15 protein-coding genes are annotated in these 15,379 nt (G+C 65.5%); 6 read left to right on the forward strand and 9 right to left on the reverse strand.

Annotated features, from left to right (window positions below):
• Positions 1 to 75: 75 nt before the first annotated feature.
• Together NNX34_RS04895 and NNX34_RS04900 are read left to right on the forward strand one after the other, a co-directional pair.
• Positions 76 to 1,044 carry a helix-turn-helix transcriptional regulator gene (locus NNX34_RS04895; RefSeq protein ID WP_255765391.1) on the forward strand — a complete coding sequence of 323 codons (969 nt, stop codon included), beginning with the start codon at positions 76 to 78 and terminating at the stop codon, positions 1,042 to 1,044.
• A gap of 103 nt (positions 1,045 to 1,147) precedes the next feature.
• Complete coding sequence (locus NNX34_RS04900; protein WP_255765392.1) at positions 1,148 to 2,443, forward strand: PLP-dependent aminotransferase family protein; 1,296 nt, start codon at positions 1,148 to 1,150, stop codon at positions 2,441 to 2,443.
• Positions 2,444 to 2,467: 24 nt separating this feature from the next.
• Here the strand turns inward: NNX34_RS04900 and NNX34_RS04905 are convergent, their stop codons facing one another.
• The 4 genes from NNX34_RS04905 to NNX34_RS04920 all read right to left on the reverse strand — a co-directional run bounded on the left by NNX34_RS04905 (position 2,468) and on the right by NNX34_RS04920 (position 7,434).
• Positions 2,468 to 3,904, reverse strand: coding sequence for a dihydrolipoamide acetyltransferase family protein (locus tag NNX34_RS04905; RefSeq protein ID WP_255765393.1), 1,437 nt, complete (start codon positions 3,902 to 3,904; stop codon positions 2,468 to 2,470).
• 46 nt (positions 3,905 to 3,950) lie between these two features.
• Positions 3,951 to 4,928 carry an alpha-ketoacid dehydrogenase subunit beta gene (locus NNX34_RS04910; protein WP_255765394.1) on the reverse strand — a complete coding sequence of 326 codons (978 nt, stop codon included), beginning with the start codon at positions 4,926 to 4,928 and terminating at the stop codon, positions 3,951 to 3,953.
• Complete coding sequence (gene pdhA, locus NNX34_RS04915) at positions 4,925 to 6,151, reverse strand: pyruvate dehydrogenase (acetyl-transferring) E1 component subunit alpha (protein ID WP_370647224.1); 1,227 nt, start codon at positions 6,149 to 6,151, stop codon at positions 4,925 to 4,927. Before pdhA ends, NNX34_RS04910 begins: the two co-directional genes overlap by 4 nt.
• A gap of 143 nt (positions 6,152 to 6,294) precedes the next feature.
• Positions 6,295 to 7,434, reverse strand: a complete 1,140-nt coding sequence (locus tag NNX34_RS04920) for a histidinol-phosphate transaminase (protein ID WP_255765395.1) — start codon at positions 7,432 to 7,434, stop codon at positions 6,295 to 6,297.
• Between the two features lie 41 nt (positions 7,435 to 7,475).
• Between NNX34_RS04920 and NNX34_RS04925 the strand changes: the two genes are divergently transcribed.
• Positions 7,476 to 7,907 (forward strand): phage holin family protein, encoded by a 432-nt coding sequence (locus tag NNX34_RS04925; RefSeq protein ID WP_255765396.1) that lies wholly within the window; start codon positions 7,476 to 7,478, stop codon positions 7,905 to 7,907.
• A gap of 45 nt (positions 7,908 to 7,952) precedes the next feature.
• Here the strand turns inward: NNX34_RS04925 and NNX34_RS04930 are convergent, their stop codons facing one another.
• Positions 7,953 to 9,299 carry a WXG100 family type VII secretion target gene (locus NNX34_RS04930; protein WP_255765397.1) on the reverse strand — a complete coding sequence of 449 codons (1,347 nt, stop codon included), beginning with the start codon at positions 9,297 to 9,299 and terminating at the stop codon, positions 7,953 to 7,955.
• Between the two features lie 2 nt (positions 9,300 to 9,301).
• Positions 9,302 to 9,544 (reverse strand): hypothetical protein, encoded by a 243-nt coding sequence (locus NNX34_RS04935; RefSeq protein ID WP_255765398.1) that lies wholly within the window; start codon positions 9,542 to 9,544, stop codon positions 9,302 to 9,304.
• Between the two features lie 308 nt (positions 9,545 to 9,852).
• Between NNX34_RS04935 and purB the strand changes: the two genes are divergently transcribed.
• Positions 9,853 to 11,268, forward strand: a complete 1,416-nt coding sequence (gene purB, locus NNX34_RS04940) for an adenylosuccinate lyase (RefSeq protein ID WP_255765399.1) — start codon at positions 9,853 to 9,855, stop codon at positions 11,266 to 11,268.
• 97 nt (positions 11,269 to 11,365) lie between these two features.
• Here purB and rlmN read toward each other — a convergent pair whose 3' ends face one another.
• A complete protein-coding gene (gene rlmN / locus NNX34_RS04945; protein ID WP_255765400.1) occupies positions 11,366 to 12,622 on the reverse strand; it encodes a 23S rRNA (adenine(2503)-C(2))-methyltransferase RlmN in 1,257 nt (418 codons plus the stop codon).
• A gap of 125 nt (positions 12,623 to 12,747) precedes the next feature.
• Between rlmN and NNX34_RS04950 the strand changes: the two genes are divergently transcribed.
• On the forward strand, positions 12,748 to 13,272 hold the full coding sequence (locus NNX34_RS04950; protein WP_255765401.1) for a GNAT family N-acetyltransferase: 525 nt from the start codon (positions 12,748 to 12,750) through the stop codon (positions 13,270 to 13,272).
• Between the two features lie 39 nt (positions 13,273 to 13,311).
• On the opposite strand, the gene NNX34_RS04955 is transcribed toward NNX34_RS04950, so the two are convergent.
• The gene (locus NNX34_RS04955; protein ID WP_255765402.1) at positions 13,312 to 13,794 is read right to left on the reverse strand and encodes a nucleoside deaminase; all 483 of its coding nucleotides are present in this window, start codon (positions 13,792 to 13,794) and stop codon (positions 13,312 to 13,314) included.
• Positions 13,795 to 13,901: 107 nt separating this feature from the next.
• The gene (gene soxR, locus NNX34_RS04960; protein WP_255765403.1) at positions 13,902 to 14,381 is read right to left on the reverse strand and encodes a redox-sensitive transcriptional activator SoxR; all 480 of its coding nucleotides are present in this window, start codon (positions 14,379 to 14,381) and stop codon (positions 13,902 to 13,904) included.
• 498 nt (positions 14,382 to 14,879) lie between these two features.
• Here soxR and NNX34_RS04965 point away from each other — a divergent pair, with 498 nt between their 5' ends.
• The gene (locus tag NNX34_RS04965) at positions 14,880 to 15,353 is read left to right on the forward strand and encodes a VOC family protein (protein WP_255765404.1); all 474 of its coding nucleotides are present in this window, start codon (positions 14,880 to 14,882) and stop codon (positions 15,351 to 15,353) included.
• The last annotated feature ends 26 nt before the right edge of the window (positions 15,354 to 15,379 follow it).

A 15,379-nucleotide genomic window follows, 5' to 3' on the forward strand; every position in this document is an offset into this window, starting at 1 on the left:
CATGCGGCCCGGAAACCGGGCCCGCTGGGTAGGGTAGCTGTGGGGGCTACAGCTGATGCTTTGAAAGGATTCGCCGTGCTGTCTCAGGTTTCGCTCGACGTCTACCGCTTTGCCGTGAGCCGTCCGGGGTGGACGGCGAAGGAGGCTTCCGAGGCCTTGGGGTACACCAGCAAGGTAATCGATGGCGCCATCTCCGAACTGACCGCAAGCTGCCTCCTGCTGCAGCAGGGCGCGGACTGCCCGAGCTACACGGCGGTTTCCCCTGATGTTGCCCTCGCGGAACTGGTGGATCCGGACGAACGGACCCTGCTGGAACTGCGCGGAAGAATCAGCACCCGCCGGCGGGAAATGGCGGCATTGACCCCGGCCTATGTCGAGGCACGCAAGCGCCTGGCCGCCGATTCCTCGGTGGAGGTGGTCGAGGACCAGGAGAAAGTCCAGCGGGTACTGATCGAGTACGGGCGCAGCGCCACCGACCGTGTGCTGATCGCCCGTCCGGGACAGGGTGCCAACGCAGACATCCATGAGGAAAGCGTGCAGAAGGACCTGGATCTCCTTCGCAGCGGCGTCCGCCGGCAAACCCTGTACCACGCAAGCACGCGGGACCATGTGCCCACCCGCAAAGCCGTGGAAGTTATTACCCAAGCAGGAGGGCAGTTCCGCACCCTTCCCTACATGCCGCTGAGAACACTGATCTTCGATGACAAAGTGGCGGTGGTGGCCCGCGATCTGCACCCCGGCGACGTTGCCGGGCTGGTAGTGCGGGATACCAACCTGATCCGTATCTTCGGGTTGCTCTTCGAGTTTGCGTGGGGCTTGGCGGAGCCGTTCCTGATTGACGACCCCGGCAGGGAGGGACTTACCAGCACCCAGCGGTCCGTCCTCACGGCGCTGGCTGCCGGTTATTCGGATGAGGCCATTGCCCGACGGGTTGGCATCAGTGTGCGGACCTGCCGCCGCCACATCGCCTGGATGCTGGAGGAGCTGGGTGCGGAGAGCCGGTTCCAGGCCGGGATCAAGGCCCACAAGGCCGGCTGGATCTAAGGCTCCACCGGTTGATCGGGTTCAGCCGGACCCGGAGTGCCCGGCATTGGTGTACTAAACAGCCGTTGCCTGGCGGTCAACTATTGGGGTTAGCATGGGTGGCATGACCCGCGAGGAATTCTCCGATGCCGTAGAACTGCCCGTTGACACCATGGCCGCTTTGGAACGCGCCGCCGGCTCCCATCGCCACGAGGTGCTGTTCTCCAACCGCGCCTTCCACATCAAGCAGTCCGCGGTACGGGATGTCTTCGACATTTCCATCCGTCCGGGCCTGATTTCCCTGGCAGGCGGGAGTCCCTATCTGCGTTCGCTCCCCCTGGAAGACCTCGGCCGGACCGCCCAGCGCATTATTGCGGAACACGGGCTTGAGGCGCTGCAGTACGGCGGCGGGCAGGGGATGGAAGAGCTGCGCACGCAGGCATGCGAGGTCATGGCTGCGGAGGGCATCCTCGACGCCGATCCGGCCGACATCGTCATCACCACCGGCTCGCAGTCCGCGCAGGATGTCGCAGCCAAGGTCTTCTGCGATCCGGGAGACGTCATCCTCTGCGAGGATCCCACGTACGTAGGGGCGCTGAATGCCTTCGAGGCCTATGAGGTGGATGTACGCACCGTCCCGATGGACGACGGCGGCCTCGTCCCGGAGGCACTCGAGCAGCGGATCCGCGAGGTTCGTGCCGAAGGCAAAACCATCAAGCTGCTCTATACGATCCCGAGCTTCAACAATCCCAGCGGCGTCACCCTGACCGCCGACCGCCGGCAGGCGGTAGTGGAAATCTGCCGACGGAACAACATCCTGATCCTGGAGGACAACCCCTACGGCCTCCTCCGGTTCGACGGCGAACCCCTGACCCCGATGCGGGCAGGGAACGCCCAGGACGTGCTGTACCTGGGCTCGTTCTCCAAGATCTTCGCCCCCGGAGTCCGGCTCGGCTGGGCGCTGGTCCCCCGCCACCTTTACCGGCGGTTCTACCTCGCCTGCGAGGCCGTGGTCCTCTGTCCCTCGCCTTTGACCCAGATGCTGGTCTCCGCGTACCTGCGCGAGTACGACTGGATGGGCCATGTGCGCAGCTCCCGCAGCCTCTACGCCGAGCGGTGCTCCGCGATGCTGGATGCCTTGGACGAACACATGCCCGAGGGTGTCACGTGGACCCGGCCGGACGGCGGGTTCTTCATCTGGGTGACGCTGCCCGAGGGTGTGGACACCTATCCCCTGCTCTATGAAGCGATCGACGCCGGGACAGTCTTCATCCCGGGTGCGGCGTTCACGCCCGGCGAGGGCCCCTCCAACAAGCTGCGGCTGGCCTTCAGTGCCGTCTCCTCCGAAGACATAGCCGAGGGTGTGCGCCGGCTGGCACCGATCCTGAGTGCCGCCGTCGGCGAAGTAAGGGTCCGCTGAGGACCCGTCCGGCGCCGTAAGGGCCTACTCCAGGAGCAGTGCAGGCTCTTCCAGGATTGAGGCGACGTCCGCCATGAAGCGGGCAGACAGGTCGCCGTCGACCACGCGGTGGTCAAAGGAACCGCCCAGGGTGGTGATCCAGCGCGGCACCACCTCGCCGTCAACTACCCAGGGCTTCTGCTTGATGGTGCCGAACGCCACGATGGCCACCTCGCCGGGATTGATAATCGGGGTGCCTGTGTCGATGCCCAGCGAACCGATATTGGTCACGGTCAGCGTGCCGCCCCGCATATCGGCCGGCGGGGTCCGTCCCTCTCGGGCCGTTGCCGCCAGGGTGTTCAGGGCGATCGCGAGTTCCTTCAGGGACAGTTCCTGCGCATCCTTGATGTTCGGCACCATCAGTCCCCGCGGGGTGGCCGCCGCAATCCCGAGGTTCATGAAGTGCTTCACCAGGATCTCGTCGCCGGCCCAGGTGGCATTGACGGACGGATTGCGTGCGGCCGCCCAGATGACGGCCTTCGCCAGGATCAGCAGCGGTGAAACCCGGATGCCTTCAAAGTCCTTGGCCGCCTTCAGCCGCTTCACGAACTCCATGGTCCGGGACGCATCCACGTCGACGAAGATGCTGACGTGGGGTGCGCTGAAGGCGCTTTCCACCATGGCCTTTGCGGTGGCGCGGCGCACTCCCTTGACGGGGATCCGTTCAATCCGCGAATCAATGGCACCGTCACCCGGGGACCAGAAGTCGCCGGCCGACTCGCGCTCTGCTTCACGCTGGGCCTGGTAGCTGATCAGGTCCTGCTTGGTTACCTCGCCGCTGGCTCCGGTGGCGGTGACGTCCGCCAGATTGATGCCCAGGTCCTTGGCAGCCTTGCGGACCGGCGGTTTGGCCAGCACGCGCTGGATCAGCCGGTTGACCCGGTCCTGGACTGCTGCGGTGCCGGACGACGCCGGAGCTGGAGCTGCCGGGGCCGGAGCGGCGGGAGCGGCCGAAGCCGACCCTGCGGCTGGTTCCGGCTTCGCGGCCGCCGGCGCACCGGAGGATACGGGGCGGCGCGGGCGGCGACGCACCGCGTCCGGCTTGGGGCCGGTGCCGGTCAGCGAGGCTGCCGGAGCTTCCCCTGCCGCTGCGGACGGCATGGGGTTGGTTTCCGCGGGAACCTCTTCCGGCGCGGAGGCTGCAGGCTTCCCTGCCGCCGTCGGCGCCTTGCCGGCGCCGTCGTCGACCGTCACGCTGATAATGGGCGTGCCGACGTCGACCGTTTCGCCTTCCGCCACCATCAGGGCAGAGACCGTGCCGGCGAACGGGGAGGGAAGTTCCACCAGGGACTTCGCCGTTTCGATTTCCACGATCACGTCATTGACGGCAACCGTGTCCCCCGGCGACACCTTCCACTGCACGATATCGGCTTCGGTCAGGCCTTCGCCCACGTCCGGCAGGCGGAATGTCTTTTCAGTCATTGCAACTCGTTCTTCGTCATGGAGTGTAGGCGGGCGGGCAGGCGCATCAGTAGGCGAAGGAGCGGTCCAGCGCCTCAAGCAGGCGGTCGATGTCCGGCAGGTAGTGTTCCTCGACCTTCGCTACCGGGTAGGGCATGTGGAAGCCACCCACGCGAAGCACCGGAGCTTCCAGGGACAGGAAGGCGCGTTCGGCCACCCGTGCGGCGATCTCGCCGCCGATCCCGCCGAAGGTAGGGGCTTCGTGGGTGACAATCAGCCGTCCCGTCTTCCGTACGGACTCGGTCACGGTGTCGAAGTCGATGGGTGAAATGGACCGCAGATCCACCACCTCGACGGACCGTCCGTCCTCCTCAGCCGCTGCGGCTGCGGCCAGGGCGACGGGGACCAGCGGGCCGTAGGCGACGATGGTTGCGTCGGTTCCTTCGCGGACGATATGGGCAGAGAACGGATCCGAGGTCGGGGCGGTGGTGTCGACGTCGCCCTTGAGCCAGTAACGGCGCTTGGGTTCGAAGACGATGACCGGGTCCTTGCAGGCCACGGCCTGCTGGATCATCCAGTAGGCGTCCTGGGGGTTCGACGGCGTGATGATGCGCAGACCTGCGGTGTGGGCAAAGAGCGCTTCGGGTGATTCCGAGTGGTGCTCAATGGAGCCGATGCCGCCGCCGTACGGGATCCGGATGACCACGGGTGCGCTGAGCGCCCCCTCGCTGCGGGAGTGCATTTTCGCCAGCTGGGTGGTGATCTGGTTGAAACCCGGGAAGACGAACCCGTCGAACTGGATTTCGCAGACGGGCAGGTAGCCGCGCAGGGCCAGGCCGATGGCGGTCCCGATGATTCCGGATTCAGCCAGGGGTGTGTCCATAACGCGGTCCGCACCGAAGTCGGCCAACAGGCCCTCGGTGACCCGGTATACACCGCCCAGGGAACCGATGTCCTCGCCCATGAGCAGGGAGTTCGGGTGGGATTCGAGGGCTGCGCGCAGACCGGCGTTGATGGCCTTGGCCATGGTCATGGTGGTGCTCATGCGGTGTGCTCCGGGGCTGCGGGGTTGGTGGTGGCGGGGCTGGCGTCGTCGTCGGCGCCGGCAAATCCGGCTTCGTACCGGCGATGCTCATCCAGCTCTTCGCGGATCAGCGGATGGGCCTCTGCGTAGACGTCGGCGAAGGCGTCTTCAAAGCCCGGCGCCTCCATCTGCTGGACGTTCTCGCGGAGCCGGACGGCCATGCTGCGGCCTTCCTCGCGGAGGTCCTCAAAGAACGCATCATCGGCCAGCCCCTGGCGGCGCAGGTACTTTTCCATCCGCAGCAGCGGGTCCCGGTCCAGCCAGGCTTCCTCGTCGGCGCTGAGGCGGTATTTGGTGGGGTCGTCCGCCGTCGTATGCGCGCTCATCCGGTAGGTGAAGGCTTCGATGAGCACCGGACCGCCGCCCGAACGGGCGTGTTCCAGCGCCCAGCGCGTCACGGCGTGGACGGCCAGGACGTCGTTGCCGTCAACGCGCACTCCCGGGAAGCCGTAGCCCTGTGCCCGGTTGGCCAGGGGGATGCGTGACTGGACTTCGGTGGGCACGGAGATGGCCCAGTGGTTGTTCTGGCAGAAGAAGACCACCGGTGCGTCGTAGGACGCGGCAAAGACCATGCCTTCGTGCACGTCGCCTTCGGAGCTCGCCCCGTCGCCGAAGTAGGCAACAGTGGCGGCTTCGGGCAGCTTGGGGTCGACCAGCCGGTCGCGGGCCATTCCCATGGCATAGCCGACCGCGTGCGGCACCTGGGCGGCCAGCACCAGCGTGTAGAGGTGGAAGTTGGCCTCGCGCGGGTCCCAGCCTCCGTGGGAGATGCCGCGGAACCGCCGGAGCAGCTGGGCGAGTTCCAGGCCCCGGGTGTAGGCGACGCCGTGTTCCCGGTAAGTGGGGAAAACGTAATCCTGCGGCTCCAGGGCCCTGCCGGAACCGATCTGCGCGCCTTCCTGGCCGGTGAGCGGAACCCACATCACCAGTTCGCCCTGCCGCTGAAGGGCGGTGGCTTCTTCATCGAACCGGCGGACCAGGAACATGTCGCGGTAGAACCCGCGGAGTTCCTCGGAAGTCAGGCCCTGGACGTAGCTGCCGTAGGTCTCGTCCTGCAGGAGCTCGCCGTCGATACTGAGCAGCTGAACCATGTCGGGGACAGGGTTTTCCTCCGGAGCACCCATGAGGGATTGCTCTAGTCCGGCCGAGTCGAATTCACTGGCCGGCAAATGTCCTACGTCCATGCCTTCTCCTTGCCTGGACAGCCCAAAGCCGCACCGCGCTGGAAATATACCTCGCAGGGAATACATTCCCTGTGTCGCATATAAGTGGAAGTTACCTTCCAAAGCCTAACGACGGTGCGGCTTCCGGCCCTACCTAAGACACGCTAGGAAACGCGTGGGCCTTTTGTATAAGTCGCACATAACGCCAGGAACCGCGTGTTTGCTTCCTCTTCGCCGATGGTCACTCGCATACCTTCGTTACCGAAGGCCCTGACAGCCAGCGCCTGCTGCCCCGCCAGTGCTGCAAACTCGGGGGTATTTTCGCCCAGGGCCAGCCATACAAAGTTCCCCTGCGCAGCAGGAATGGACCAGCCCAGCGCCTGCAGCCCTTCCACCACCCGGGTTCGTTCAGCAACGAGTCCTTGTATTCTCTCCACAATTTGGTCGTGGTGCCGGAGGGAGGCCACGGCCGCCTGTTCGGCGATGGTGGACACGGCAAACGGGACAGCCGCCACCCGGAGGTGCTGGGTGATCGGCGCGTGCGCAATGGAGTAGCCCACGCGCAGTCCGGCCAGTCCAGCACCCTTGGAGAAGGTCCTCAGCACCACCACATTGGGGTGCCTGCGGTACATTTCGACGCCGTTGACGGCTTCCTCGTCCCGGACAAAATCCTCATACGCTTCATCGATGACCACAATGATGTGGGTGGGGATCCGCCGGAGGAAGTCCTCCACCTGTGCTGTCGTCAGGACCGGGCCGGTCGGGTTGTTGGGGGTGCACAGCAGAATCACTTTGGTCCGGTCAGTGACCGCTTCGGCCATGGCTGCCAGGTTATGGGTGCCGTCGGAGTTCAGCGGTATTTGGACGCTCCGGGCGCCGGCCAGGCCGACGCTGATGGGGTAGGCCTCGAAGGAACGCCAGGGGTAGATAACCTCGTCTGCTGCTCCGTCCATGTTCTGTCCGGCAAAGGTGGCGAGCAGCTGATTCAGTGCTCCCAAGCTGCCGCCGCCGGTAACGATGTCTTCCGCAGGAACGTCCAGGAAGGTGGAGAGTTCATTGCGCAGGGCAGTGGAAAGCGGATCCGGATACCGGTTTACCGTCGCGGCAGCGTTTATCGCATCCAGCACGGCGGGCAGCGGCGGGAACGGGTTCTCATTGGAAGAGAGTTTGTAGCTCTGCAGCCCTTCTACAACCACCGGCGGCTTGCCGGCGGCGTATTGGGGCAGCATCCCGATAACGGGCCGTGGGGCGACGCCGGGTGCGGGAACTTCAACTGCGTCGGTGTCATTCTCGGTAGTGGTCATGGCGTTAACAGTAATGGTCCGTTTTCTGCCAGCATGGGGGCATGTTCTCTCTGTTGCTGCGGATAGTCCTGAACGCCGTTGCCCTCTGGGTGGCCGGCTGGCTTTTACCGGGCCTCACGGTGAGCGCGCCGACCGGCAGCCTCAGCGGTGATCCGGTGATCGATACGGTGCTCGCTTATCTTTTTGTGGGCCTGATTTTCGGCGTGGTGAACGCCCTGGTCCGTCCCATCGCGCAGGGACTGACCTTGCCGTTGGCCATCCTGACCCTGGGGTTGTTCCGGATAGTCATCAATGCCGCCATGCTAGAGCTCACCGCCTGGCTCAGCAGCTACACTCCCATCCGCTTCGAGGTCGATTCCTTCTTCTGGACCGCCGTTCTGGGCGCTGTTGTCATCAGCCTTGTGTCGCTGGTCCTGGATACGGTCACCGGCAGGCGGAGCCGGAACCGGAGTTACAGCCGGAGCCGCAACTAGCCCCCAGCTGAAGCGGGAGGCGAACCGCTTCGATCTTCCGGAAAGCTAGGGTCCGACGGGCGGCCGGTAGTCCTTCCTCGGCCCCGGCGAAGGCCTCGGCACAACCCTCACTTCCCGCTGCGGCAGTTCTTCCCGGGAGAGACGGTACAAGTGCCTGGTTGCAACGCTTCCGGCCGCAACGGCGGCGCCGAGGGATGCCACAGAGGCCCGCAGCGACGCATCATCACTGGCGTCTGCGAGCGCGGCACCCCGACGGTAATTGTCCAGCCGGTGCCCGGGACCCAAACCGGCGTCCTCCCCAACCGGTGTGGCCACCGGATTTGTCAGGGTCATGGTGACCCGGTCCGGTGTATCAGGATTGGCGATGCCGTCGATCCCGGGCACCCAGTCCTGCACATGCTCGAGGTGCAGTGCGGGGACGCCCGGGGGCAGGTCGGCGGCTCCGGTGTGGCTGCCGGCGGTCAGCAGGTACGCCACGTTGTAGTCGCTTTCCTCGGCCAGGTATGCGGCAACGCGGATGGCATGGTCCCCGCCCTGGCTGTAACCGGAAAGGATGACGGCATCCTCCGCTTCCGCCCCGGCCAGCCGCAAGGCCTCCCGCACTCCCGCCGTAACGTACGAACTGTCTTTCAGCGAAGGTTCGAAGACACCCATGGCATCGAACGGGTTCTCGCTTCCGGGGGAAATGCCGGAGCTCTGCGTGCCGGGAAGGGTGACAACAAACGTCTTCTTTCCGTCGCTCCCCGTGACCGGCAGGACTTCGATCACGCCTGGCCTGTTTTCCCGCAACAGTACCTTCGACCGCTCCAGCAGCCCGGCAGCAGTTCCGTCCAGGCGTACGCGGCTTTGTTCGCCGGGCAGCTCCGATACCTCCACCGGCCGCAGCTTCCCCCTCCCGGCTCCGTAAAGCAGGAGCAAAGCAGCGTTCATCAAGGTTTCGGAGGCCGGATCGGCAAGGCCCGTCTCTGACTGCCGCAGGGTTGGGAACCACCACTCAGCCCGCGGATAGGAGCCGCGGACGAACCAGGGGTTCACCGGGAACAGGCCGATGGACGGCGTCCGTTCCTTGATCCGGCCTTCCGCTTCCGCATAGGCACGGGCACTCCCGCGCACCCCGCCCGTAAGGGCATCGACGGCGGCAGCGGAGGTTTTTAGGGTGTGGGCCGCCTCCTGCATCCGCAACCGCACGCGGTCAGCCGGCGCCGAACCGCCGCCAACGGCCCCGACCTCCAGCCAAAGCTCCGCCACCCTCTGCCCGAGCAGCCGCACGCGGTCCGCGGTCGACTCCAACCTGCCCGCAACCCGGACCAGGTCCTCGTACTGGACCAGGAGACCTGCGGCCCCGCCCCGCACCTCGTACATCGGCCGGTCGCAGGTTCCTATCTCCGCCATTGTCAGCTCCCCGCAGCCAACATGAGCGGATCCTGCTGCAGCTCGCCCGCGGAGAACCGCAGCTGCAGCGAAACGTCGGGAAACCGCTGCGCTATGGCAAGGAGCTCCTGCCGGAACGCGTCTGCCGCGGGAGACTCCCACTGGACAACTGCGGCGGCGGCAACCTCATGCTCCAGTTCGTCGGTTTCTACAGCGAACGCCAAAAGCAACCGTTCCGTCTCCGCCGCGTACGCTGCAGCAGCCATTTGGTTCATCGTTTCCTCCCTCGGGTGACGGATTGTCCACATCTCGAATGAACCGGCCCAGGCCTTCCGGGTGCAGGGCCGGGTCAGGAGGGGTCGGGACCAGGACCGCTCAAGAACGACGCCGGTCCGTCAAGGGTGCCGTGCATGTCACCGGACCGCGGGTTCCGCACGCCTCCGGTGGAAACAACCGGGACCTGTGCACGGTGATGCCCGGGTGTCGAGGGAAAGTGTGCCGACCCAGGGCAAAACCGCAGAGCAGCGATGAGTCACACACCAACAGCGCTGCGCCGGCATGAAAGAATTGCCGCATGGCCGCATCCGAACCCCGTGTCTCCCTCGCCTCCGTATCCCCCGCTATCGCCCTGGGCCCGCTGGACGGCCGCTACCGCAGCGCCACCGCGCCGCTGGTGGACTACCTGTCCGAAGCCGCACTTAACCGGGACCGGACCCATGTGGAGGTGGAATGGCTGATTCACCTGACCTCCAACGCCGTCCTGCCGGGCACCGCGCCGCTTACGGAAGACCAGCAGAACCAGCTGCGGGAAATCGTGACGGGCTTCGACGGCAACTCCGTGGCCGAGCTGGGCGAAATTGAAAAGCGCACCGTGCACGACGTCAAGGCCGTCGAGTACTACATTGCCGACAGGCTTCCGGCCCTCGGTCTCGAGAATCTGAAGAGCCTCGTGCACTTCGGCTGCACATCCGAAGACATCAACAACCTTTCCTACGCGCTCGGCATCAAGGGCGCCGTCGAAAACGTCTGGCTGCCGGCCGCGCAGGACCTGGTGGACCAGATTGCCGGGATGGCGGAGGACACCCGCACCGTGCCCATGCTGTCCCGGACGCACGGACAGCCGGCCACCCCCACCACTTTGGGCAAGGAACTGGCCGTCACCGTCTACCGCCTCACCCGCCAGCTGCGTCGGATCCGCAACACTGAGTTCCTGGGCAAGATCAACGGCGCCACCGGAACGTACGCGGCCCACTACGCCGCGGCTCCGCAGACAGACTGGCAGCAGGTGGCGCGCAGCTTCGTGGAAGGCCTGGGCCTGGCCTGGAACCCGCTGACCACGCAGATCGAATCCCACGACTGGCAGGCAGAGCTCTACGCAGACATCGCCCGCTTCAACCGCATCCTGCACAACTTCTGCACGGATGTCTGGAGCTACATCTCCATTGGCTACTTCGCGCAGGTCCCCGTGGAAGGCGCCACCGGCTCCTCCACCATGCCGCACAAGGTGAATCCGATCCGCTTTGAGAACGCCGAAGCAAACCTGGAAATCTCCAACGGACTGCTGGACACCCTGGCTTCCACCCTGGTCACCTCCCGCTGGCAGCGCGACCTCACCGACTCCTCCTCGCAGCGCAACATCGGTGTGGCCTTCGGACACTCGGTGCTGGCAATTTCCAACGTCGCCAAGGGACTCCAGCGGCTGCACGTCGCCGAAGAGGTCCTGGCCGTTGACCTGGACTCCAACTGGGAGGTGCTCGGGGAAGCCATCCAGATGGTGATGCGCGCCGAAGCCGTGGCCGGCGTTGAGGGCATGGAAAACCCCTACGAACGGCTCAAGGACCTCACCCGCGGCCACCGCGTGGACGCCGAGCGGATGAAGGAATTCATTGCCGGGCTTGGCCTCCCCGCCGAGGCGGAAGCCCGCCTGCAGGCCCTCACCCCCGCCAAGTACACGGGCATCGCGGACACCCTGGTGGACCACCTCAAATAGGCTGCCCGCTTTAAGCCAAAACGACGACGGCGGGAGCCGGGCTCGCAGCCCGGCCTCCCGCCGTCGTCGTTAAGTGGTTAAGAAGTCGTTACCGGTGCTAGTCCGCCGCGGCGAGCTGGCCGCAGGCGCCGTCGATTTCCTTGCCGCGGGTGTCGCGGATGGTGGTGGGGATGCCGGCGTCGATCAGGTGGTTGATGAACTCCTGCATGACCTCGGGCTCCGGCGACGTCCAGATGGAACCGGGCGTGGGGTTCAGCGGAATGGGGTTCACGTGCACCCAGCCGCGGCCGCGGGCATTGAGCTTCTTGGCCAGCAGGTCCGCACGCCAGGCGTGGTCGTTCATGTCCTTGATCAGCGCGTACTCGATGGAGACGCGGCGGCCGGTGACGCGGTAGTAGTTGTACGCGGCGTCCAGGGCCTCGTCCACCTTCCACCGGCTGTTGACCGGGATCAGCTCGTCGCGCAGTTCGTCGTCCGGGGCGTGCAGGCTCAGTGCGAAGGTCACCGGGATGTTCTCCTCGGCAAGCTTCTTGATGGCCGGCACCAGGCCCACGGTGGAGACGGTGATGTTGCGGGCGCTCATGCCCAGGCCTTCGGGAACCTCGGCGGCCATCCGGTGGACGGCGTTCATCACGCGCTTGTAGTTGGCCAGCGGCTCGCCCATGCCCATAAAGACAATGTTGGTGACGCGCTCGGCATCGTGGCCGCCGTCGCGGCGCTTGCCGCCGAGGCCGCCTTCCTTGATCACGCGGTTTGCCTGGACAATCTGGTCCAGGATTTCCGCGGTGGACATGTTGCGGGTCAGGCCGGCCTGGCCGGTGGCGCAGAACGGGCAGTTCATGCCGCAGCCGCACTGGCTGGAGACACATAGGGTGATGCGGCCGGGGTAGCGCATCAGCACGGACTCGACGAGGGAGCCGTCGAAGAGGCGCCAGAGGAACTTGATCGTGTCGCCGTTGTCGGTGGTCAGGCGCTTGATCTCGGTGAGCAGCGTGGGGAACATTTCGCCCACCAGCTCGTCACGGCGTTCCTTCGGCAGGTCGCTCATGGCTTCGGGGTCGGTGGTGTAGTGCTGGAAGTAGTGCACCGACAGCTGCTTCGCGCGGAACGCAGGCAGGCCCAGGGACTTCAGCTTCTCCTGGCGTTCGGCCAGCGTCATATCGGCCAGATGCGCCGGCGGCTGGGACACGCGCGGCGACTTGAACTGCAGCAGCGGCCGGCCGTCGGGCTCCTTGGCCTGTTCCCAGCCCTCCGTGGCGGGGCGGACCTGTAGTCCGGTGGCGGTGGGAAGCGCGCGGGCGGTGCGCTGCTTTTTGGCGGTGTTTTTCTCGGGGGAAGAATCGACAGTTGACATCGCTACTATTCTCGCACGGTTCGCATATCCGGAACATTCCTTTTGCCGGGACGGCACACTGCCGAAACACGGGTGAAACCCCGGGCTCCTAGCGTGGAAGCACTACCCCTGACGCTGGAGGCAGCATGTCGGATTTGCGACCCTTTTCCGGATTCCGTCCCTACTCCACCCCGCACCTGCGGATCCGCGAAGTGCCGTGGAGCAACCCCGTAGGCGCTGACCTGCGCGAAGCCCAGCAGGCGGAACTGGACGCCCGCTACGGCACCGCGGAACACGACCCCAATCCGCCGCGCGCATCCGATTCCGCAGTCTTCCTCATCGCCTACGAGCGCAGCACGGGCCAGCCGCTGGGCTGCGGGGGGCTTCGGCGGCTGGATACCACGACGGCGGAGATCAAGCGGGTGTATGTCCTGCCGTATGCCCGCGGTTCAGGAGTGGCGACGGCGGTCCTCGGGGCGTTGGAGGCACGCGCGAAGCAGATGGGATTCGCTGTCCTTACGGCAGAAGCAGGCTCCGCCCAGCCGGACGGTCACCGCTTTTACGAGAACGCCGGCTACCGGGTGGTGCCGAACTTCGGCCCGTATATCGCCTCCGATGGGTCAACCTGCTATTCCAAGACCATCGGCGCCGCGCTGGAGCACCGGCTCTAGGCGTCCGAGGCCCGCTGCGAGCGCCGGACGAGCCAGAGCCTAGTAGTCGATCCGCTCCGACGCCGCGGTCCAGGCATTGAACGGGGCCATCGAGGGGGTGCCCTCCACACCCCGCTGGGTGACCTGCATGGAGCGCTGGTCCAGCGGCGTTTCAAAGAATTCGTAGAAGGCGGCGTCGTCGAAACCTGCGCTGGCGGCGTCGTGCCGGTCCGCGGCAAAAACCACGCGGTCCACGCGGGCCCAGAGCGAGGACGCCAGGCACATGGGGCACGGTTCGCAGCTGGTGTAGAGCACCGCACCCGTGAGGTCGAAGGTGCCCAGGGTGGCGCACGCGTTGCGGATGGCCGTGACTTCGGCGTGCGCGGTGGGATCGTTGTTCGCTGTCACCCGGTTCACGCCCTCAAACGCCGCGCCTTCGGCGGTGACGACGACGGCACCGAACGGTCCGCCGTCGTTGGCCACATTCTCCGTGGCAAGGCGAATGGCCTGGGCCAGGTAAATATCGTCCGAAGTGCTGCTCATGGCTTCTCCCTTGGTCCGGTTGTGCCAGGTAGATAGCCGGAAGTGTCCGGCCCGCCTTCGCAGCAGTGAGACTAGCAGTTATTGGGACAAGGGGAATATGGGCTGCGTCATGATGCGAAATCGTTTCCTGCCTTGCCGCGGGCCTCACGCTCCCAGCGGGAGCCGGGTCCCTCCAGTGCTGCCTGATCGCCGGGGTTGAAGATCCCGCACCGTTCCCGGGACAGGCATCCGCATCCGATGCAGCCGTCAAGGGACGCCTGCAACGCCTGAAGTACGCGGATTCTTCCGGCGACCATCCGTGACCAGTCGGCGCTCATGGCAGCCCACTCGCTTCTCGTGGGGGCCCGGTCCACAGGTAGCCCGCCCAGGGCAACACCCACTTCCTCGAGCGACAGACCGATACGACGGCCTGCGGAAATGACAGCCAGCCGGCGCAGGACGTGGCGCGGGAACTGTCTCTGATTGCTGCTGGTGCGGTAGGAAACGATTAATCCGCGCTCTTCGTAGTAGCGGACGGCAGGCACCGAAATACCGGCGCGCTCCGCCACCTCGCCGATAGCCAGCAATTGGCGTGGTGGTTGGTTCACTCGTCCAGTGTTGCGCACGCTGTCGGGCAACCGAAGAACTGTGACGGGGATTTGACCTCAAGTGCACTTGAGCACGTTTGCTGTAACCCTAAGCTCCCGAAAGGGGAGCCACAAGGGAGGCACCGCCATGAATCGCAGACAGGCCAAGAAGAACCGCCGCAGTCTTCCCGGACTCGAGTCCGATCCCCGGCAGACTCCGCAGGGAAGGCCTCGCGATCAGCGTTCTGCAGACCTGCTGGCGAGGGTACTGTCCGAGAGCGGACACTTGCTCTTCCCTTTCCACTGAGGACCGGAGGAGGTTTCCTTTCTAGAGTGAATCGTGGCCGTGACAGCCCGTCGTGGGCGGAGCCCCGGATCCGCTGCCGATCGTTCCGGGTACCCGTTGTCAGCAGGGGCGGGCAGTGGGATTGTGAAGGAACAGCGCGCTACCCGAACGCACCTCCACCGCGGGTTCTCCGCCGCGAAGGGCACCCGCGGGCTTCGAAGGAAGGACCAGACATGGAACGCATGATTTTCCCCAACCTGCCGGTGGCGAACCTCAAGACTGCAGAGAACTTCTATCTGGGTCTCGGATTCACCAAGAACCCGCAGTTCAGTGATGAAAACGCCACCGCCATCGTCATTTCGGACAGCATCGTGGTGATGCTGCTGCAGCAGGACTTCTACCAGGGCTTCCTCCCCGAAGGGGACACGCCGCACCTGGCCTCGGCAGGCAAGGAAGTACTGAACTGCATCAGCTGCGACAGCACGGACGAAGTGGACCGTTTCCTGGCCGCCTGCGCCTCCGGCGGGGGTGCCCTCTACGCGCCGGCTGAGGAGCATATGCCCGGAATGTACAGCGGCTCGGCAACCGACCCGGACGGACACGTCTGGGAGTTCATGTGGATGGATCCCTCCAATGTCGAGCCGCCCGAGCGCACCTTCGAGGTTTCCTCCAACGCCACGGTCCAGGAGCAGAACTCCGCGCTTTGACCGGGCTCCGGTGCGGCCCGGTCAAG

The sequence above is a fragment of the Arthrobacter sp. zg-Y1116 genome, from assembly GCF_024385485.1.
Classification (GTDB): Bacteria; Actinomycetota; Actinomycetes; order Actinomycetales; family Micrococcaceae; genus Arthrobacter_B.